The 21,087-nt window shown below is 72.2% G+C and carries 14 protein-coding genes and 1 riboswitch; of the genes, 6 read left to right on the top strand and 8 right to left on the bottom strand.

Annotated features, from left to right (window positions below; translation table 11 throughout):
- Position 1: 1 nt before the first annotated feature.
- The 6 genes from AB0E19_RS23600 to AB0E19_RS23575 all read right to left on the bottom strand — a co-directional run bounded on the left by AB0E19_RS23600 (position 2) and on the right by AB0E19_RS23575 (position 5,627).
- On the bottom strand, positions 2-181 hold the full coding sequence (locus AB0E19_RS23600; RefSeq protein ID WP_362183563.1) for a hypothetical protein: 180 nt from the start codon (positions 179-181) through the stop codon (positions 2-4).
- Entirely contained in the window at positions 178-1,671 is a 1,494-nt protein-coding gene (locus tag AB0E19_RS23595) for a glycosyltransferase family 2 protein (protein WP_362183560.1), read from the bottom strand. The genes AB0E19_RS23600 and AB0E19_RS23595 overlap by 4 nt, the downstream gene beginning before the upstream one ends.
- Entirely contained in the window at positions 1,659-2,429 is a 771-nt protein-coding gene (locus AB0E19_RS23590; protein ID WP_362183557.1) for a PHP domain-containing protein, read from the bottom strand. The genes AB0E19_RS23595 and AB0E19_RS23590 overlap by 13 nt, the downstream gene beginning before the upstream one ends.
- Positions 2,426-3,403: an ATP-grasp domain-containing protein gene (locus AB0E19_RS23585; RefSeq protein ID WP_362183554.1), complete on the bottom strand. Its 978-nt coding sequence runs from the start codon at positions 3,401-3,403 to the stop codon at positions 2,426-2,428. The genes AB0E19_RS23590 and AB0E19_RS23585 overlap by 4 nt, the downstream gene beginning before the upstream one ends.
- Before the next feature lie 88 nt (positions 3,404-3,491).
- Positions 3,492-4,601 carry a PIG-L family deacetylase gene (locus AB0E19_RS23580; RefSeq protein WP_362183551.1) on the bottom strand — a complete coding sequence of 370 codons (1,110 nt, stop codon included), beginning with the start codon at positions 4,599-4,601 and terminating at the stop codon, positions 3,492-3,494.
- Positions 4,602-5,057: 456 nt separating this feature from the next.
- Entirely contained in the window at positions 5,058-5,627 is a 570-nt protein-coding gene (locus tag AB0E19_RS23575; protein ID WP_362183548.1) for a hypothetical protein, read from the bottom strand.
- 401 nt (positions 5,628-6,028) lie between these two features.
- Here AB0E19_RS23575 and AB0E19_RS23570 point away from each other — a divergent pair, with 401 nt between their 5' ends.
- The 5 genes from AB0E19_RS23570 (at position 6,029) to AB0E19_RS23550 (ending at position 18,292) form a co-directional block, all read left to right on the top strand.
- On the top strand, positions 6,029-15,184 hold the full coding sequence (locus AB0E19_RS23570) for a SpvB/TcaC N-terminal domain-containing protein (protein WP_362183545.1): 9,156 nt from the start codon (positions 6,029-6,031) through the stop codon (positions 15,182-15,184).
- On the top strand, positions 15,184-15,663 hold the full coding sequence (locus AB0E19_RS23565; RefSeq protein ID WP_362183542.1) for an SMI1/KNR4 family protein: 480 nt from the start codon (positions 15,184-15,186) through the stop codon (positions 15,661-15,663). Before AB0E19_RS23570 ends, AB0E19_RS23565 begins: the two co-directional genes overlap by 1 nt.
- 226 nt (positions 15,664-15,889) lie before the next feature.
- A riboswitch (SAM riboswitch) is annotated at positions 15,890-16,031 on the top strand.
- A gap of 194 nt (positions 16,032-16,225) precedes the next feature.
- Positions 16,226-16,948 (top strand): IclR family transcriptional regulator, encoded by a 723-nt coding sequence (locus tag AB0E19_RS23560; RefSeq protein ID WP_362183539.1) that lies wholly within the window; start codon positions 16,226-16,228, stop codon positions 16,946-16,948.
- 112 nt (positions 16,949-17,060) lie between these two features.
- Positions 17,061-17,309: a hypothetical protein gene (locus AB0E19_RS23555; protein WP_362183536.1), complete on the top strand. Its 249-nt coding sequence runs from the start codon at positions 17,061-17,063 to the stop codon at positions 17,307-17,309.
- Positions 17,306-18,292: an MBL fold metallo-hydrolase gene (locus tag AB0E19_RS23550; RefSeq protein ID WP_362183533.1), complete on the top strand. Its 987-nt coding sequence runs from the start codon at positions 17,306-17,308 to the stop codon at positions 18,290-18,292. Before AB0E19_RS23555 ends, AB0E19_RS23550 begins: the two co-directional genes overlap by 4 nt.
- A 24-nt stretch (positions 18,293-18,316) precedes the next feature.
- On the opposite strand, the gene merB is transcribed toward AB0E19_RS23550, so the two are convergent.
- The gene (merB, locus tag AB0E19_RS23545) at positions 18,317-19,024 is read right to left on the bottom strand and encodes an organomercurial lyase (protein WP_362183530.1); all 708 of its coding nucleotides are present in this window, start codon (positions 19,022-19,024) and stop codon (positions 18,317-18,319) included.
- A gap of 92 nt (positions 19,025-19,116) precedes the next feature.
- Here merB and AB0E19_RS23540 point away from each other — a divergent pair, with 92 nt between their 5' ends.
- Entirely contained in the window at positions 19,117-19,941 is an 825-nt protein-coding gene (locus AB0E19_RS23540) for an AraC family transcriptional regulator (protein WP_362183527.1), read from the top strand.
- Between the two features lie 209 nt (positions 19,942-20,150).
- On the opposite strand, the gene AB0E19_RS23535 is transcribed toward AB0E19_RS23540, so the two are convergent.
- Positions 20,151-21,065: an aldo/keto reductase gene (locus AB0E19_RS23535; protein WP_362183524.1), complete on the bottom strand. Its 915-nt coding sequence runs from the start codon at positions 21,063-21,065 to the stop codon at positions 20,151-20,153.
- Positions 21,066-21,087: the final 22 nt, after the last annotated feature.

The following is a 21,087-nucleotide window of genomic DNA, read 5'->3' as shown; positions in this document are numbered from 1 at the left end:
GTCAGGTCAGCCAGAGCTCGCGGGCCGTGAGCGCGGCGGCCACGACCAGGACCACCAGCAGTTCGAGCCAGAAGAGCCGCCGGTCCCGGCGGCGGTCGCCAGCCGTCAGCTCCTCGACGTGCCGGCGCAGCTCCTCGCCGGAGCCCGAGCCGGTCTCCGGGGCGGGGTCGTCCGGTGTCATCGTCCCGCCGCCACCTTCCCGGTCTTCTCGGTCTTGTCCCACTTCAGCTCCTTCTTCCGGCGCTCCTGGCCCCACGCCGCCACCAGGCAGGCGGCGAGCAGCGAGCCGTACCCGACCAGGTGCAGCAGCACGGGCGCGAGGAAGCGGAGCCGGGTGCCGGTGAGGAGCTTCGCGAGCCAGGCGAGCGGGAGGGACAGACCCAGCCAGGCGTAGACCGCGGTCATCAGCAGGTGCGGCGAGCCGTCCTCCGCGAGCCACCCGTGCCGTTCGAGGAGCGGCAGGAAGTACCCGGGGAACGCGGTGAGCACCAGGATCAGGGTGGAGACGATCCCGGGGTAGATCAGCGCCTCGCGCCAGCAGCGCCGGAAGGTGCTCCCGTCGACGGCCGCCGCCATCAGGATGATCAGGAGGTAGCAGACGAGGTTGACGACCCACAGCCCGCGGAAGAGCTCCCACGAGCGGTCGGAGTCGGTGAAGTAGAGGTACAGCAGCGAGGCCGAGCAGACCGTGAGCAGCACCGGCGTCGCCAGGAGCGAGTACCAGATCAGGCCGAAGAACACCGACCCGAGCCGGTGCCCGTCGCGCCGCTTCCAGGGGCGGAACCACAGGTTCCCGTAACGGCGGCTGACCTGGAGGTTGCCGCGCGCCCAGCGCAGCCGCTGCTTCCACAGTCCGGCCAGGTCGCCCGGCTCCTCGGCGAGCACCGTGGCGTACCCGTCGAAGACGACCCGGCGTCCGGCCAGCTGGGTCTCGAAGGTGGTGACGGTGTCCTCGGCCAGGGTGGTGGTGTCGATGCGGCCGCCGATCGCCTCCAGGCTCGCGCGGCTGTGCAGCTGCGCCCCGCCGGCCAGGCAGGCGACGACGCCGAGGACGTTCTGCGCGCGGCGGGCGGCGGCCTGGGCGGTGATGTACTCGAAGGCGATGTACCGGGTCAGGTAGTTGCCCTGCTTCCCGCTGCCCTCCTTGATGTACGCGGTGACGGCGCCGACCCCCGGGTCGGCGAGGTGACGGGTCATCCGCAGCAGGGCGTCGCGGTCGAAGACGACGTCGGCGTCCATGACGAGCACGGCCTCGGCCCAGTCGCCGCCGAGGACGTGGGCGAGGCCGTGGTTGAGGGTGTGGGCCTTGCCCTGGCCTCCGTTCTCCCGGCGCAGGTGCACGACCCGGCCCGGGTGCCGGGCCATCAGCTCCCGCATCACCCCGGGCGTCTCGTCGGTGCTGGCGTCGTCCACGACGACCACCCGGAGCCGGTCGCCGGGGTAGCGCATGGCGAGGAGGCCCTCGACCGAGGAGGTGAGGACCGCTGCCTCGTTCCAGGCGGGGATGAGGACGGCGGTCCGCGGCACGTGCGGCGGACGGTTCTCGTACAGGTGCCGGAACCGCTGGAGGCCGACCAGCAGGAACTGGAGCACCGCCACCACGAGCGGCACCGCGCCGAGGAACACGAGCCCTGTCGCGACGACGTGGAGGATCTGGTTCAGGACGCCCACCGGTCCTCCGTCACGGCCTTCGCGAGCGTCTCCGCGACCCAGGTGAAGCGGCCGACCGCCTCGGCCCGGTGGGCGTCGCTGCCGGCCGCGAGGCGGACCCCTGCGCGGTGCAGCAGCCGGGCCGTGCGGACCGAGGGGCACCGCCACTTCTCGTTCAGCTCGACCGCGGTGCCGTGCTCCCGGCAGGCCCGGGCGAGCGGTTCCAGCAGCTCCGCGTCGACCCCGGACTCGTCGAGGCCGGTCTTCGGCAGCACGCTGAACAGGTGCGCCACGTGCGCGCTGCGGCCGTCCGGCACCCGCTCCACCGCCCGTGCGGTCGCCAGGACGAGCAGGCGCAGGGCCTCGTCCGGCGTCAGCCGTCCCTCGTCGAGCAGGGCCCGTACGGCGTCGGGGTGGGCGGGGCCGTCGGGGAGCGGGAAGCGGTGGTCGGCGAGCGCGACGTGCTCGATCCCGGTCAGGTCGGCGGGCAGGTCGATCCGGCCCTCGGTGTCGAGGATCTTCGCCTCCACCCCGCACACCAGCCGCAGGGGCGTCGAGGTCCGTGCCGCGCGGACGGCCGCGACGTACTCCGGGAGGTAGGAGGTGTCGGCGCGGACGTGGTCGGTGAGGACGAGCGTGGTGAGCCCGGCGGCCTCGGCGGCCTTCACGACGGCGCCGAGGGGGTCGTGCCCGTCGGAGAAGGCGGTGTGGGTGTGGAGGTCGGTGCGCAGCGGGCCGGGTCCCTCCGGGGTCTGCCCGGCCGCTGCCGCGCCGGTCACGCCGGCGCCTCCCGGTCCCCTTGGGCGCCCGGCCGGGCGGCTTCGGTGACGTCGCCCATGTCACCGAGCTCGCGCGGGGCGAGGACGACGTCCTGCCAGTGGCGGACGACGGCGGTCTCGCGGTGTGCGATCCGCTCCGGCATCGGGACGCCGAGCAGCGCGGCCACGGCCCACCTCGGCATGTCCACCCCGGCGGCCACCGTCAGCGACATGCCGCCCGGCGGGCGCGGGTTGACCTCCAGGAGGGCCGCCTTCCCGGCCCGGTCCTCGCGGACCTGTACGTTGAGGACGCCGCGCAGCCCGAGGGTGCGGACGGTGTCCTCGGCGAGCCCGGACAGGTCCGGCAGGTCGAGGACGCGGCCGGCGACGACGATCCCCGAGTCGGTCTTGTCCCGGGCGCGCGGCACCGCGGCCACCACCCGGCCGTCGCGGTCCGTCAGGACGTCGACGGAGTACTCGGTGCCGGGCAGGAACTCCTGGAGCAGGTAGGAGCCGTCTTGCGGGAGCCCGGCCAGCTCGTCCGCCGCGTGCACGACGACGATGCCGCGCGAGCCGGAGCCGGTGCGCGGCTTGGCGACGGCGGGGAAGCCGCCCTCGGGCCGGGTGGCGCCCGGCGAACCGACGAGCCGGGTGTCCGGGAGTCGTACCGCGCCCTGGCAGGCTTCGGCGAGCCGCCATTTGTCCAGGCAGGTCTCCAGCGCCTCGGCGGGCGAGACGAGGACCCTGACGCCCGCGGCGTCGAAGGCGTCGACGGCGTGGGCCAGCGCCACCAGTTCGGCGTCCACGGTCGGCACCAGGACGTCGATCGCGTGCCGCTCGCACAGCCTCAGCACGGCCTCGGCGTAGCCGGGTGCGGCACCGGGCGGCAGCAGCATCCGGTAGGCGCGCGGGACGAGGTACAGGCCCGCGCCGTTGGGGTCGAGGTCCGCCGCGTACCGCTCGGCCGCCCCGTCGAGGGCACGCAGGAAGCACACCCCGGAAGGCCCTCCGGCGCCCGTGACCAGGACCCGGGGCGGCCTGCCGAGCGGCCGGGAGAGGTCCGGCGCCCCCGTGGAACCGGGCTCAGGCGTAGTCGGCGTGGTAGTAGCCGAGGGGCGTTCTGTCATGGACGAGCTCCAGGGGTTCGGCGTAGCGGGTCTGGGAGAAGCGACCCCAGTAGCGGGCGGTGGAACGCAGCAGGTCCTGGTCGAGGTACCAGCGGGTGGACGCCTGCGAATCGTGGGCGCCGATGGCGGCGAGCTTGGCCGCCACGTCCGCCTCGTTCAGTTCGATGAACCGGTTCGGCCGGTAGGCGGTGGTGGCGGAGGGCGACTGGTAGCAGCCGAGCCGGGGCACCTTGCGGCTGGCCACGAGCGTCGCGCGGTGCACGGCCCGGTGGTCCTGGTGGGTGTCGCTCTCGGAGTGCACGAGGACGACGTCGGGCGAGGCGAGATCCACCGCGCGTTCGACGGCCTGGACGGTGCTGCGGTCGTCGACCATCGAGCCGTCCGGCAGATTCTCCATCAGCAGGCGGGCGCCCAGCACCTCGGCGGCACGGTGTGCCTCCTTCCGGCGCCGTACGGGATCGCCACCGCCGCCGCCGCCGGACAGGGTGAGGACGGTGACGTCCCATCCCGCGTGCGCACGGCGGTGGATGGTTCCGCCGACGCCGATCTCCACGTCGTCCGGGTGGGCGCCGACGACCAGCATGCTCAGCGAGGTCTGTCCCGCTCCTTCGACGCCCAGCGGGTCGGAGCGATCGGTGAGTGCCCTGGCCACGGCGGCGACCAGCCCGGTGTCGTCACTGCGCTCGACCAGGTCGGCCGCCCGGCCGCGCAGGGCGGCCACGGCGAGCCGGGCGCTGGGCGCGTCGTCGAGAAGGACCACGGGCACCCCGGGGCGCTGCAGTCGCCACCGGTCGAGAAGCTCGGTGAGGTCGTCCTCGTCCCGGCTGAGGCCGGTGTGCCACACGGCCACGTCCCAGAGGCCGACGGGAGCGGCCGGGTCGGCACCGGCCCGCAGAAGGGCGGCAGGAGAGCCGACGATGTGGACGGAGGCGGCGCCTTGAGCGCGCAGAGCTTCCGCCATCCTCGCCGCGATGACCGGGTCGCCCTCGCCGAGCAGGATGTCCGCCCCTTCGAGCGCGGCGTCAGCGTGCGCACCCCCACCATCCAATCGCCTCATTTCAGACATAAGGCGCATATTACCGAGTATCGAACGTCTCTCCCTCTGGACGGAGACCCACGGCACGGGTCCTCCACTCGGACGCGCCTTCCCGAGGCGGCGGCGACGTCGGGTCCGGCGAGGCGGCTCGTCGCGCTCTCGCCGCGTCGCGTGACCGGCCGGCGCCGCCGTTTCCCATGAACCCGGGGCGACCGATGAGCGGGGCCGCCCGTGGCCTGATCACGCCCGCGGCGAACGCGGGTGCGCCTCCCGCCCGCGAAGACGGCGGCCTGCTCGTGGTCGACCACGACCATCCCCCACCGCTCCTGCTCACGCGCACCGGCGGGTGGAAGCCGACCGTGGGCTTCGTTCACTTCCCGGGAACGAAACCTGCCGGATCCTCACCCACCCCGACGCCCTGCCCGAAGGATGCTCACGCGGCAGACGTACGGTCGCGCCGGCTTCGACCTGCTACGGAAACGGGTCCTACTCGCCCGCCGAGCCGTCGGCTCCCGGGCGCAGATCGCGAATCGGGAACGTCGCAGGTGACGGGTGTGCCTCGCATCCCTCTTCCTGCAGTTCCTCCGGCAGCAGCGCCCAGGCGATGGCCTCGCCCGGAGCGATGTACGAGGGGTCGAGGTGGAACGTGGTCCTCGTTCCGTACGGCCTGGGCGCGGGGCACTCCTCCCAGGGACCGGCCGGAACCGCCCCGGCCAGCTCCTGGCGGTATCCCCGGCCGTCCAGCCAGACCTCGACGACCGTGCGGACGCTGAGCGCGGCGGCCGCTGCGGGAGCCCACCGGTCCTTGTCGAGCAGCGAACCGTAGAACCCGGGCAGGGGCCTTCCCCGCTCGTCGGCGCTGTGCGGTCGCTCGTCCTCCACCGTGAAGTCGAGGTCGGATGCGATCTCGACGCCGATCTGCCCATGCGTGCCGTCACGGTGGTGCATCGCGTCCCACACCACCCGCTGAAGCACCTCCGTCGGCAGCTCCACGCTGTCCCGCTCGACACGGAAGTACAGGGCCGGACGGGCCCGCACGTGCTCTTCGAACGCCATCACGCGAAGCCGATCGGCCGTGTAGCGCTCCACTCGCCCTCCCCCGTCACCCCTGCATTGGCCAAGGCCCGATCATGGCACCCGTTCACGGCACGCTCCACGTCACGCTCCACATGCTGCGGGGTGGCCGGCCGGCTGCTCGGTGACAGGGAGCGGTCCCCGCCCTGTGGGAAATCGGCCAGCACGAGGCCGCTCCTGTGCGCGGGGTGTCCGATTCCCTACTGGCGATGTGTGTGTGCCACCCGTGAAGATCCGTCCAGATCCGGTGGGACCTGTGTGACTGCCCTGTGTGCCGGGCGCGCTGCGTCTCGCGCGAGCAAGTCCTTTGTCGTGCACCACTGTTGAAGGGTCAGGGCTGGTTGATGGCCGGTCGGATATGGGTTCGCGAGCGTCTTCTCCCCTTGCTGCTGAGCTGCGCTCTGCTGCCGTCCCTCGTCTCCGCGAGCGCCGGGCTGAAGGCAGCCCCGGACCCCGAACCCGCTGCCCAGGCCCAGCCTCTGGGCGGCTGTGTGCCGGGGACCGAGGCGGTGGCCAGGGGCCCGCTCGCCAAGGAGGCCGCCCGTCCGACGAAGGCGTGGGTCACGCCCGGCACGGGGGTGACGAGCCGGGTGGAGCGGGACGGCGCCGAGGTGACACTGGCGCCGGAGGCGGTGGACCGCCCGACCGAGGTCGGCGTCCAGCCCCTGACGGACAGCACGCTGCCCGGCCTCGGCTCGGGTATGGACAACATGACCAAGGGCCCCCGCGGTTACCGCTTCACGCCGACCCCGCACACCTTCCAGGCCGACCTCACCGTCTCCCTGCCCTACGACCCGGCAGCCCTGAAGGCCTCCGGGTACACGCCCGCCGACGTCCGGACCTTCTACTTCGACGAGGCCACGGACTGCTGGCAGCCGCTGGAACGGATCGAGGTCGACGAGGAACGGCACCTCGTCGTCTCCCGCACCGACCACTTCACCGACATGGTGAACGCCGTCGTCACCGCGCCCGAGAGCCCCGAGCAGGTCGGCTTCGACCCGAACCGCATCCAGGGGATCCGGGCCGCCGACCCCTCCGCCGGCGTGAACCAGATCGCCGCGCCCGGCGCCAACGGGCAGGGCGACGCCCGTCTCGCGTACCCGCTGGAACTCCCCGGCGGGCGCGCCGCCCTCGCGCCCTCCCTGGCCGTGACCTACTCCTCGGCCTCCTCGGAAGGCTGGCTGGGAACCGGCTGGGACCTGACGGTGCCGTCGATATCCGTGGACACCCGCTGGGGCGTCCCGCGCTACGACGCCGCCCGCGAGACCGAGACGTACCTCCTGAACGGCGAGCAGCTCACCCCGGTCGCACACCGCTCGACGCCGGGCCCGCGCACGGCCGACAAGGTGTTCCACAAGCGGGTGGAGGGGGACTTCGCCCGGATCGTGCGGACCGGGGACTCCCCGGGGTCGTACGGCTGGGAGGTCACCGACAGGGCCGGTGTCCGGTACGTGTACGGCGGCGAGGGCGCGACGCTCGCGGACGACCGGGGCAACACCTTCTCCTGGGCCCTGCGCGAGGTACGCGACCCGCACGGCAACACCGTGCGCTACACCTACGCGACCGTCCGGGACGCGGGTGTCGCCGACGGAACGGTCGAGGGCCGCAACCTGTACATGAAGCGGATCGCCTACACCGGCCGCGGCGACTCCGACGGGCCGTACACCGTGACCTTCGTGCGCGACCGGGAGCTCGCCGAGCCGCGCCGCACGGACGTCGCCATCGACGCCCGCGGCGGCTTCAAGCGCGTGACCGCGGACCTGCTGCGGCGCGTGGAGGTGCGCTTCGAGGACAAGGCCGTACGGTCCTACGAACTCGCCTACACCACCGGCGCGTTCCACAAGACCCTGCTGAAATCCATCGAGCAGTTCGACGCCGACGGCACGTCGTTCAACCGCCACGACTTCGGCTACTTCGACGACATCAGGGACGCGACGGGCGCCTACCAGGCGTTCGCGAAGGTGGACTGGGCGACGCCCGACGACGACGTGCGCGACCGGTTCGTCGACGGCGTGAGGTCCGGCGCGGGCGAGGCCGGCGCGCTCAACGGCAACGGCTCCACCGGCGCGGGCGGACACCTGTACGTCGGCTACGGCTTCTCCGGCACGAAGTCCGGATCGATCGGCATCAAGGCGGGCTACAACCGGAACTCCGCCGAAGGCCTCCTCGCCCTCGCGGACGTGGACGGCGACAACCTGCCGGACAAGGTGTTCAAGGACGGCGACGGCTACGCCTTCCGCAAGAACCTCTCCCGCCCCGGCGGCACCCCGAGCTTCGCCGCCACCACCACCCCGCTGCGCGGCCTCCCCGGCATCCTCAGCGAATCGTCGAGCACCCGCACGGTCGGCATCGAGGGCTACCTGAGCGGCATCGCGGCCCAGCTCAACCACGTCGACACCCGGTCCACCACGCGCCGGTACTTCTCGGACGTCAACGCCGACGGTGTCGTCGACCTGGTCGACGGCCCGAACGTGCTCTTCGGCAGGGTCGGCACCGACGGCGCCGTCGCCTACGGAGCCGCCGCCGACACCCCCGTACCCATCGGCTCGGGCACGGTCGACACCGACGGCCTGCTCCCGGACCACACGGCCGAGCGCGAACGGCGCGACGCGTCGTTCCCCCTGGTCGACACCGTGCGCAGGTGGACGGCGCCGTACGACGGAACGGTACGCGTCTCCGGCGGCGTCGCCCTCAAGGCACCGGCGACGGCCGACGAGGGCTCGCCCGACGGCGTCCGCGTCGCGATCCAGCACGAGGACGCCGAGCTGTGGACCGCCCGCATCCCGGCCGGTGACCACGACGCCCGTACCCCCCAGGGCGTCGACGAGATCACGGTCGAGCGGGGACAGCACCTCTACTTCAGGGTCGGGTCCGTCTCCGACGGCACCGCGGACCAGGTCGCCTGGGACCCCGTCGTCACCTACACCGGTGACGAGGCCACCGACGCCAACGGCCTCTCCCTGCGCACCTACACGGCCTCGGGCGACTTCACCCTGGCGGGCCGCTCCGCCACCGTCGAGGTGCCGGAGGACGGTACCCTCCGCCTCTCCGGCGACGTGCGCGTGACCACCGCCCTCTCCGACGACGTCACCGTGCTGGTGACCCGCGACGGAGAGCCCGTCCTGGAGAAGCGCATCCCGGCGGGTGAGTCCGGCACCGTCTCCGTGAACGCCGACGTCCCCGTGACCAAGGGCCAGGACCTCGCGTGGCGGATCGCCGCCGACTCACCCGTCGACGCGACCGCCCTCGCATGGTCGCCACGAGCCGCCTACACCTCGACGCCCACCCCCTCCGGCCCCGCCGCCACCGACGAACGGTTCGGCGCGGAGTTCCACCCGCCCTACGACATCGCCACCTACGAGGTGACGGGCGCGTCCGCACCCCAGCGGGCGTACCCCGCCCCGGGCGGCACCTTCACCGTCACACCGCGGATCGCCGTCCCTGACGGCACCACCGGCCAGGCGGTCCTCACCGTCAAGAAGCGCGGAGCGCTGCTAGCCAAGCGGACCATCCGGCTGGGCGAGGCCGACGCGACGCCGCTGGAGGTCACGGCCGCCGCGGGCGAGGCGCTGTACTACGACGTGACCTTCACCGACGCCGCCGTGGCGGCGAAGGTGACCGGCGCGCACGTCACCCTCGCCGGCGAGTCCCTTCCGGCCACCGTCCACGCCCCGGCGGCGGAGGGCGTCTTCGCCCGGACCCACCGCGGCTGGTCGGTCGTCGGCTACAACGCGCACAAGGAGAAGGCCGCCCGCCCCGTGGACCAGGCCGCCCTCGCGGTCGACGTCGAGGACCTGGCCGAGCAGCTCCCCAAGGCCGTGGATCCGGCCAAGGACCGCGACGCCTTCGCGGCCGACCCCAAGGTCACACCCCCGAACGTGGTGCCCTTCACCCCGGACGGCGAGCACGGGCGCTGGAGCGCGGGCGAGTTCCTCTGGGTCGCTGCGGACACCGCCTCCAGCTCCCGCTTCGGCGGCCCCACCCTCGGCCTGCCCGACCCGGCCCAGCTCGCCTCGGCGCACGCCGTGCCGCGGGTGTCCCGCAACGAGCAGATCTCGCTGACCGGCAGCATCGGCGGGGACGTCGGCAGCGCTGGCGGCAGCGTGGCGACCGGCACCTCCCACGCCGAGCTCGACTACCTCGACATGAACGCCGACGGATTCCCCGACGTGGTCGGCGCCAACGGCATCCAGTACACCGACCCCACCGGCACCCTCGGCGCCACGCGGGGCGCGGTGCCCGGCGGCGCGGTGCGCACGACCGACACCAAGACCGGTAACGCCAGTGCCGGAAGCGCCGCCCGCACCATCACCACGGGCCGCGGCCACGCCGACCCGTCGGCCGCGGGCTCGGCCAACACCTCCTCCTCCGGCAACGACATGCCCCCGCTCGGCATCGGGGGCAACCTCGGCACCAGCGCCTCGGACACGGAGTCCGACCTCCTCGACATCAACGGCGACGGCCTGCCCGACCGGGTGTACGAGGACGGCCGCGCGGCACTCAACCTCGGCTACCGCTTCGCCGCCCCCGAACCGTGGCCCGGCGGCAGGCTGAACGAGGGCTCGGGCACCTCGTCCGGCCTCAGCCTCGGCTTCAACACCGACTTCTACGGCTTCGGCGGAGGCGCCTCCTTCGAGCAGGACGCGTCCCGCACGAAGGGCTCCCTCGCGGACGTCAACGGCGACGGCCTGACCGACCGGGTCCTGGCGGGCAGCCCGATCCGGGTCGCGCTCAACACGGGCAACGGCTTCGCCCCGTACGTGCCGTTCCACGGCAGCCTCTCCGGCCTGAGTGCCGACTCCCACGCCACGCTCGGCGGGGGCGCCTACTTCAGGATCTCCTTCGGCACCCCCGTCACCGGCTACCTCGTCATCAACCCGGGGTTCAACGTCTCCAAGGGGACCTCCCGCTCGGAGCAGACGCTCCGCGACCTCGACGGCGACGGCCTCGCCGACCACCTCGCCTCCACCAAGGACGACGAGCTGACGGTCGCGGCGAACCGCACGGGCCGCACGAACCTCCTCAAGTCCGTCGCGCGCCCCCTGGGCTCGCGCATCGACCTCGACTACACCCGCGACGGCAACACCTACGACCAGCCCGGCTCGCGCTGGCTGCTGACGAAGTCCACCGTCCACGACAACCTGCCGGGTGACGGCCCGGACGCCCAGGAGGTCTCCTTCACGTACGAGGGCGGCGTGTTCGACCGCCGCGAGCGCGAGTTCCGCGGATACGCGAAGGTCGCGACCTCGCAGGCCGGCACCCGGACCTCGACCACGGAGTACGAGACGGGCAGCCACTACACCAACGGCCTCGTGAAGCGGCAGACGGTCGCCGACTCCACGGGCGCCCTGTTCACCGAGACGGTGAACACCCACGCCCTGCGCGACGTGACCACGGGGACGGCCGGCGACGCCCGCTCCCTCCACGCCACGCTCTTCCCGCACGTGGTGAAGTCGGAGACCCGCTGGTACGAGGGCGCGGCGGCGCCCGGCATGAGCACGGCCGTCGAACAGTCCTACGACGACTTCGGCAACGTCACCCGCACCCTCGACCACGGCGAGCCGGGCACGACGGCGGACGACGTCGAGGCCCTCACCGAGTACAGCGCCTGCCCCGACAGCCACATCGTCGGCACGGCCGTGGCGATCCGGGTCCGCGGCGGCGGAAAGCCGATGCGGTCCCGTTCGGCGGACGTCGACTGCGCGACGGGTGACGTCACCCGCACGACGGCGAAACTCGCCGACGGCACCGAGTCCGTCACCGACCTCACGTACTTCGAGACGGGAGCGCTCCGCTCGGTCACGGCACCGCGGAACCACCGCGGCCAGCGGTACGAGCGCGCGTACACGTACGACGCCCCCACGGGCACCTACGTCACCTCCACCACGGACAGCTTCGGCTACGCCTCCTCGGCCTCCTACGACCTGAGGTTCGGCGCGGAGACCGAGTCCACGGACATCAACGGCCAGAAGGTCCGCACGACCTACGACTCCGTCGGTCGCGTCGACACGGTGACGGGCCCGCACGACCACGGCGCCGGCCGCCCGACGATCGCGTTCGCCTACCACCCCGAGGCGGAGGTCCCCTACGCGCTCACCCGTCACCTCGACCGGACGTCCGACGGCTCGGTCGAGGACGACACGATCGACACCGTCACCTTCGCCGACGGCCTGGGCCGCGTGGTCCAGACGAAGAAGGACGCGGCCGTCGACGGCCAGGACGTCATGACGGTCTCGGGCCGCACGGTCTTCGACGCGCTGGGCCGGGTGGCGAAGCAGCACTACCCGGTGACGGAGCCGAAGGGCGCGGAGAACACGACGTTCCGCACCACCTTCGACACGGTCCGCCCGACGACGTTCACGTACGACGTCCTGGACCGCCCGCTGCGCACGAACCTGCCGGACGGCACGGTGTCACGGCTGACCTACGGCTTCGGAGAGGACCGGACGGGCGAGACCCGCTTCGAGACGGTCGCCACGGACGCGAAGGGCAACGAGACCCACGCCTACGCGGACGCACGGCAGCAGAAGACCGCGGTCAGGGAACCGGGAGCGAAGACGGGCGAAGCCTCGATCTGGACGTCCTACGCCTATGACCCCCTGGGCCAGCTGACGAAGGTCGAGGACGACAAGCGCAACACGACCACGACCGGGTACGACGACCTCGGCCGCCGCACGGTCGTCGACTCCCCGGACGCGGGCCGCACCACGACGGCCTACGACCCGGCGGGCAACGTCACCCAGGTGATCACCGCGAACCTCGCGGCGCAGGACAAGGCGGTCACGTACACGTACGACTTCAACCGCCTGGAGCGGATCAGCTACCCCGTCTTCACCGAGAACGACGTCCGCTACACCTACGGCGCCCCCGGCGCCGCCGGGAACGCGGCCGGCCGCCTGACGAAGGTGGAGGACGCGGCGGGCGAGGTGACGAGGAGCTACGGCCCCCTGGGCGAGGTGACGCAGGAGACGAGGATCCTGCCCGCGCCGGGTCCGAGGACGCGCGCGTTCACCACGGCCTACCGCCACGACAGCTTCGGCCGGGTCCTGTCCCTCACCTACCCGGACGGCGAACAGCTGGCGTACACGTACGACAGCGGTGGCGAGGTCACGGCCGCCGCCGGCACGAAGAACGGCTTCACCTACCCGTACCTGAGGACGCTGACGTACGACAAGTTCGGCCAGCGCAGCCGCATCGAGCTCGGCAACGGCACGACCACGACGTTCACCCACGACGCCGAGGACCGCCGCCTGGCCACCCAGCAGGCGAAGCTCCCGACGGGCTACGCCTTCCAGAACCTCTCGTACACCTACGACGAGGTCGGCAACCTGACCCGCCAGGAGAACGCCACCGAACTGCCCACCGGCGCGGACGCCCCGAAGCTGGGCGGACCGACGGTCCGGACATACGCCTACGACAACCTCTACCGCCTCACCGAGGCCGGCGGCTCGTACCGCTTCGCGCACAACAAGACCGACACCTACGCGATGTCGATGGCGTACGACACGATCCACAACATCACGACGAAGGCCCAGAGCCACGGGATCACCGTCGGGAGCAACAACACCCAGCCCCAGCGGGACACGACCTACACCCACGGCTACACCTACACGCCCGGCCGCCCCCATGCCCCGACCCGCATCGGCGGGGAGTCGCTGACCTACGACGCGAACGGCAACCTCACCGACAACGTCTCGGACGCTCCCGGCAACCCCCGCCGCCAGCAGATCTGGGACGAGGACAACCGCCTGGCCTGCGTCCACGACACCTCCAGGAACCAGACCCAGCCCCAGGCCCCGTCCGCGTGCACGACCCCGGGCAAGCCCCCGACGGTCCGCTTCCTGTACGACGCGGACGGCAGCCGCGTCGTGAAGGACGGCGCCCAGACGACCCTCTACCCGAACCAGAACTACTCGGCCCGCAACGAGACGGAGTTCAAGCACGTCTTCGTCGGCACGACCCGCATCGCCACGAAGACGTCGAAGCCCGGCAACGCCTACGAGAAGGACCAGTTCTACTACCACGGCGACCACCTGGGCTCGACGACGTACGGCACGGACGGCACCGGCCGCCTGGCGGAACACCTCGACTACTTCCCTTCGGGCGAGGTCTGGATCGACGAGAAGCCGGGCGAGAAGAACCCGTACCAGTTCACCGGCAAGGAACTGGACGAGGAAACCGGCTACACGTACCACGGCGCCCGCTACTACGACCCGAGGTCGGGCGTGTGGCAGTCACCGGACCCGGCCCTGGGCGACTACCTGAACGGCGAGACCAACAGCGGCGTCTACAGCCCGGTCAACCTCGCGCTCTACGCCTACGGCAGGAACAACCCCGGCAACTACACCGATCCGACCGGCGCCTCGTGGGTGCGAGGCACGGCGAACCAGGTCGGCGGCGTGTTCGTCGGCTTCGGGCAGGCGGCCTGGGAGGCCGGCTCCGGAGCGGTCTCGGGTGCGTGGAGTGCCGCGAAGGCCGGATACAACTGCGCCGGGGACGTCGGAGCCTGTGCCACCGCGGTGCGGGACACCGCGTCCTCCGTGGGAACGGCGGTGTGGAACGACCCGGTCGGTGTCGCCAAGGCCGTCGGTGCCGCGGCCTGGGACGAGGCGACCGGCGAGATCCGCAACGAGTGGAGCCAGGGCAACTACGGAAAGGCCATCGGCCGCGGGGCCTTCGGGGCCGTGGAGGCCGTCTTCGGGGCGAAGGGCCTGAACAAGATCGCCAAGGTGGGCCTTCCGCCGTGCAAGAACAGCTTCACGCCCGGCACCGAGGTCGTGATGGCGGACGGCTCCGGCAAGCCGATCGAAGAGCTGGAACCCGGCGACCTGGTTCTGGCCACGGACCCCGAGACGAACACGACGGAGGCCAAACCCGTCACCGCCCTGATCTCCGGCGAAGGCGAGAAGCACCTCGTGAAGATCACCGTCGACACCGACGGCCCCGCCGGCGAGCGGACGGCCGCCGTCACCGCCACCGACAACCACCCGTTCTGGATCGAGTCGCTCCGCGGCTGGCTCGACGCCGAGGACCTGCGTCCGGGGATGGGGCTGCGCACCGACAAGGGCGCGTCCGTCGCGGTCGTGGCGGTGGAGGAGCGGACGGCGCCGCGGCAGCGGGTGCACAACGTCACGGTCGCGGACCTGCACACGTACTACGTGCTGACGGGTGGGACCCCGGTCCTCGTCCACAACTGCGGCGGAGCCGTGCCGCAACACCCGTCGACGTGCAACTGCGCGAACGGCGGCATACCGCAGGTGAGGAACGGCAAGCTCGCCGGCGGCGTCCACCCGGTCACCGGCGTCCCGTTCGACACGCAGGGATTCCCCGACTTCTCCGCCTGGCGCCACCCGCAGGTCGCGGACGTCCGGATCCAGCTCACGGGAGACAGGAAGAAGGACTTCGCGCTGGCCAACAAGGCGTCAGGGCTACGGGGGACCCCGGAAGGCTGGACCTGGCATCATCACCAGGACAGCGGGCTCATGCAGCTCGTCGACCGGGACATCCACGCCGAGACGGGCCACACCGGAGGATTCTGATGACGGAGGAGCTGTTCGACGACAGCGACTACTACACAGGCCCTCGGCTCGACAAGGAGATGGTCCGTCGAGCCGAGGAGGACCTGGGGGTACGGCTGCCGGACAGCTACGTCGAGACGCTCCTCCTCCGCAACGGCGGCACCCCGCGGCGCCGCTGCTACCCGACGCCGTTCCGCACGTCGTGGGCCGAAGACCACTTCGAGATCAGCGGCATCCGTGGAATCGGCGGAGCCCGGGGGATCGACGCCCGGTCCGGAGGGGGAAGCGCCTACCAGATCGAGGAATGGGGATACCCGGACATCGGAGTGGTGATCTGCGACACCCCTTCGGCCGGCCACGACACGGTGATGCTGGACTACTCCGAGTGCGGACCGTACGGCGAACCCGCCGTGGCGTACATCGACGAGGACCGTGTGCCGCGGCGGGTGGCGAGGTCGTTCGCCGAGTTCCTCCAACGACTGGAGCAGACCCGCGAGTAGGCGCGGGGGCGAGCACCGGACGGCTCCCGGCCGGCGCCCGGCCGGACCCAGGTGATCGGCATGCCCCGGGCCTGCGCCACCGGGCAGGCCCGGACACTCGGTGACGGCGTGGGCCGGCAACCCTGGGACGACAAGTACTGCGCTTCCCGGGGCCTGCCTGATCCGGCGCCCTCCCGCGCGGGACGCCGTTGCCCGGTAGCACCCGAAGTCTTGTATGGTTTCTCGCGAATCATCCAGAGGGGTGGAGGGACCGGCCCTACGAAGCCCCGGCAACTCCCCGGTCGACTCGGCGTTCCATGATCGCCGCGCGTCGTCGGGATCAGTGCCAACTCCGGCCCGCGCCAACGTGGCGCGGGAAAAGATGAGGAGACACGGTGCTCTCTGTGCTGCCTTTCACCCCGGCCCTGTCCCGCCCGGGCTTTCCGCGTACCCGTCTCGTGATCGTCGCGGCATTCCAGCCGACCGCCTCGGCTCTTTCCCGCTGATCATTCCTGCCCTCTCTCCCCCGGGCGAGGTCTCTGCGAGCCATGGCTCGCAGATCGAGACTGGAGTACCCCCTTTCATGAGCATTTCGGTCATTTCCAGTGGTGTGGGCGTCCTCGACAAGGCAGCGGTGATCCTCGACGCACTGGCGTCGGGCCCGGCCACTCTTGCCGGGCTGGTCGCCTCCACCGGCTTGTCACGGCCCACGGCCCACCGACTCGCCCTCGCACTCGAGCGCCACCGTCTGGTCGGCAGGGACCTGCAGGGCCGCTTCGTCCTCGGCCCTCGGCTCGGCGAGCTCTCGGCCGCCGCGGGCGAGGACTGCCTGCTGGCCGCCGCCGGCCCGGTCCTCACCTCCCTCCGGGACACCACCGGCGAGAGCACGCAGCTCTACCGGCGCCAGGGCGAGATGCGCGTCTGCGTCGCCACCGCCGAGCGGACCGCCGGCCTGCGCGACATCGTGCCGGTGGGGTCCGCGCTTCCCATGAAGGTCGGCTCCGCCGCCCAGATCCTGCTGGCCTGGGAGGAACCCGAGCGCTTCTACGAAGGTCTGCAGGGTGCCCGCTTCACGGCCGCCGCCCTCAGTGGCGTACGGCGCCGGGGCTGGGCCCAGTCGATCGGAGAACGCGAACCCGGCATGGCCTCCGTCTCGGCACCGGTCCGCGACTCGTCCCAGCGTGTCGTCGCCGCCGTCACGATCAGCGGCCCGATCCAGCGCCTCACCCGAAACCCCGGTGTCCGGCTCGCGCAGGCCGCCGTCGACGCGGCCGACCGCCTCACCGAAGCCGTCTCGCACCCCTGACCCCGCCAGCACGACGTGGCGGCCCTGGCTCTCCCCCGCCCGCCCGAGCCACCGCCCGGCTCCTCGGCCACACCGTTCGCGCCGCAGCACGCACCCGAAGGAGAGGACGTACGTGGAAGACCGCATGCGGCAGGAACAGGCGAGTCCCGCCGCGCGAAAGCGCGTCCAGGACAGCTTCGTCCTGCAGGACCCGACGTCCCACCTCGGTGCACGGATCACCCACATCGGCACCGTCCTCAAGCCCGGACGCCCCCTGACCGTCTGCCGGCTGGATGTCTACGGCGTGCAGGCCGACGGCTCCCGCAAGCTCGTCGCCGACGGCCGGCAGACCCTGATCCGCGTCGCCAGGACCGCCCGGTGAGCCCCCGACCGGCCCCTCCCGTCCTGCCGTCGTGGCTGACGTGGTGGCAGCGGCCCTTCCCCGACGCCAACACCCTCCTGCTGCCCGGACGGCAACCGGCCCTCGTCGACAGCGGCTTCGTCGGCCACGCCGACGAGACAGCCGCCTGGGCCCGGGCGAACGCCGGGACCATCGACCTGGTCGTCAACACCCACTGGCACTCCGACCACGTCGGGGGCAACGCCCTCCTCCAAGCCGGGGGCGCCGCCATCGCCGCGGGCACCCCGGAGGCCGAGCCGATCTCCCGCCGGGACCCGGGCTGCTGCGCCGCCGAGTACCTGGACCAGCCGGTCGCCCCGTACACCGTGGACGTCCCGCTCGAGGACGGCCGGCTCCTACGGCTGGGCGATGCCGACTGGGAAGTCGTCCGCACCCCCGGCCACACGCCGGGCCACCTGGCGTTGTGGCAGCCGGAGGAGAGGCTGCTCGTGGTCGGTGACGCACTGTCGGACTACGACGTCGGCTGGGTCAACCTCGCCCTCGACGGCCCCGACGCGGCCGACACCGCACTGGCCTCGCTCAAGCGGATGGCCGACCTCGATCCGCGCCTGATACTCCCCTCCCACGGCCCGATCCCCACCGACCCCGCAGCCGCGTTCGCCGCCGCCCTGCGCCGTGCCCAGCGGCTCGTCGACGACCCGGCCGGAGCGGTCTGGTACGGCGCACGGCGGATCTTCGCCTTCGCCCTGATGATCCGCGACGGGATTCCGGCCGACGAGGTCGAGCCGTACCTCCACGCCCGTGCCTGGCTGACCGACGCCGCCCGCCTCCTGGACGTGACCCCCGAGGACCTCGCCGCCGAACTGGTCACCACCATGCTCGGCAGCCGTGCCGTCGTCCTGCGCGACGGCCGCCTCCGCGCCGCCGCCGACCACGCTCCCGTGGCGGCCGAGACGCTCCGTGTGCCGTACCCGCGGGCTTGGCCGGGCACGGGGCCGCGCTGAGCGCGGGGCGGGAGGGATCCCTTCTCAGTCGGGCAGGCCCCAGAAGGAGCCGTGCAGGCCGACCTCGGCGAAGTAGGAGGCCGCGGCGGCGGGGTCACGGCGGACGTAGCCCGCGTCCAGGCGTCCGGTGTACCAGTCGCCGGCGAAGCGCCACAGCGTGGGCAGGTCCATGACGTAGCCGCGCTCGTGCCCCGTCCTGTGCAGCCAGGTGTCGACGCAGTCGGTGGAGCAGAACAGGCGCTGGTTGCCGCAGGTGCGCACGACGTCGTCCCAGGCCCGGTTCATCGGGGTGAGGAAGTGGGCCACCTGGTCGCCCTTCGGGGGTGCCTCTCGGCCGACCACCCAGGCGTGCGGGGTGTCGCAGGCCGGGCAGCGGGTCGCGACCAGTACGTCGGGTTCGTCCTTCAGCAGGTGGGGCAGGGCGAACGAGTCCCAGGCGCACCCGCCCCACCACAGGGTGTGCGCGCCCATGACGGAGAAGCCGAGCGGCACGGAGGCGAACGGGTGGGCCATCACGACGCGGTCGCCGTCCTTCGGATCCAGGACCAGATCGTGGCGCGTGTGGAGGGTGCGCAGTTCCTGGCGCACGCGGTCGGGAGCGAGCGCGGTGAGTGCGGCGGTCTCCGGGACGCTCGGAGCCCGGCCTGTGCGTGCGAAGCCGTGGTAGACGGCCAGGCGGACCCTCTCCGTCCCGTCGAGGCTCATCGGTACTGTCGAGGCGTTCTCGGTCATTCCTGTGGTTCCTTCGCTGATGGAGGCGATGGGTCCAGCGTGCGCCCTGGGCACGGGCAGGGGCTTGAACGCTCGTGCGGGACAATGGGGGCATGACGTCTTCCGGGGAGCGCGCCGCCTACTGGCGGGTTCCCGGGCTCGCGCTGGAAGCCCTGGACGCCCGCTTCGAGCGGTACGCGTATCCGATGCACGCCCACGACACGTACTCGTTCGGAGTGACCGATCACGGTGCGCAGTCCTTCGTGTGCCGGGGAGGGCGGCACGTCAGCGCGGCCGGGCTGGTCATGGCGTTCAATCCGGACGACCCCCACGACGGGCGGTCGGCCGTCCACGACGGCTACCGCTACCGGATGCTGCACCTCGGCGAGGACCACGTCCGGGAGGTGCTCGCCGACGCGACGCCCGGCACATCCGGGCTGCCGCTCTTCGCCACCCCGGTCGTGGACGACCCGGCCCTGGCCCGAGCCGTCGCCCGCCTCCACACCGCGGTCACCGGGAAGGCACCCCGCCTCGTCGTCGAGGAACGCCTCACCGCCGCCGTGCTGGCGCTGAGCCGTCACGCGTCGACGAGGCCGGCACCGCTGCCGGAGCGCCCGGGCCGGCTGGACCTGGCAGCCATGGAGCGGGCCCGGCGTCTGCTGCGGCAGCGGTTCGCCGAGAACCTCTCCGCCGACGACCTGGCGCGGGCGGCCGGATGCAGCCGCTTCACGTTGTACCGGGGCTTCCGCGCGGTGTACGGCTTCGCCCCCAGCGACTACCAACGTGATCTACGGCTGCGCCGAGCCCGCGCACTCCTGGCCGAGGGCATGGCACCGGCGACAACGGCCGTCGAGACCGGCTTCGCCGACCAGGCCCACCTCACCCGCTGGTTCACCCGCACCTACGGCGTCACCCCCGCCGCCTACCGCGCAGCGTGACGCCCTCGGTGCTGCCGCCCTCGACTCACGACACCCGCCAGGGTCCCAGCCGAGTGTCGTCGGCAGAGGCGGTGTGCCCTCGCCGACGGCGCCTTCCCGCGTCCCGGAACGATCGATCTGGATGGCGCTGCCGCCCTCCTCGGACACCATGCCGTGCTGCCCGGCGTGTCGGCGTTCTCGGGCAGGCGGGAGGGCGCGACGTCCGGGCTTCAGGCGGAGGTCGTGGGGTCTCCCTCGCCCCAGGCGAGGCCGGGGCCTCGGTCCAGGCGACGGATGGCGTCCATGTCGGCATCCTCGATCCGAAGGGACAGGACGTCGAGGTTCTGTCGCATGCGGTCCGGGTCGGTGCTCTTGGGAAGCACCGGGTAGCCGTTCTGTACACCCCAGCCCAGGAGGAACTGGGCCTCGGTCACTCCGTACTTGTCCGCCAGCTTCTTGAAGGGGTGGTCGGGCCGCTCACCCTCGGCGCGCATCTCCTCGGTCTTTCCGCTCGCGTGGCCCGGGGCCGTTCGCCAGGTGGAGAGCGGGGCGAGGCTGCTGTAGGCGACGGGCATGATGCTCTTGTGGTGCAGGTAGGCGACCAGTTCGGGCTTCTGGGACCAGGGGTGCAGTTCGATCTGGTTGGCGTGCGGGACGGGAAGCCCCGCCTCGATCAGCTCGTCGATGTGTGTGGCGTTGAAGTTCGAGACACCGATCGCCCTCGCCTTGCCGTTCTCGTACGCCTCGGCCAGCGCCTGCCACTGCTCCAGGCGCTGCTCGCGCCCGAAGGGGGCGTGGATGAGGTAGAGGTCGACCTGCTCCAGCCCGAGCCGTTCGAGGCTTTCGTCCAGGGAACGGGCGGCCTCCGCGCCGGTCTTGTTGCGCTCCTGCGTCAGCGGCCACAGCTTGGTCGTGACGAAGATGTCGTCGCGTTCGAGACCTGCCTGCCGCACGCCACGGCGCAGACCTTCGCCAACTCCGGTCTCGTTCTCGTAGACCTCGGCCGTGTCGACGTGCCGATAGCCGGCGACCAGGGCGGTCTCGACGGCGGCGGCGGCCTCGTCGTCCGGGATGAGGTAGGTGCCGAAGCCGACCAGGGGGATCCTGACCCCGGGGGTCAACTCGCGCTCGTGCGTGGTCGTCATGGTGGCTCCTTGCCGGTGCGGT

Origin of the sequence: Streptomyces sp. NPDC047974, assembly GCF_040653375.1 — a bacterium.
Taxonomy (GTDB): domain Bacteria; phylum Actinomycetota; class Actinomycetes; order Streptomycetales; family Streptomycetaceae; genus Streptomyces.
The sequence above is the reverse complement of the archived record's forward strand: the minus strand, read 5'-3'. Positions and strand labels throughout refer to the sequence as shown.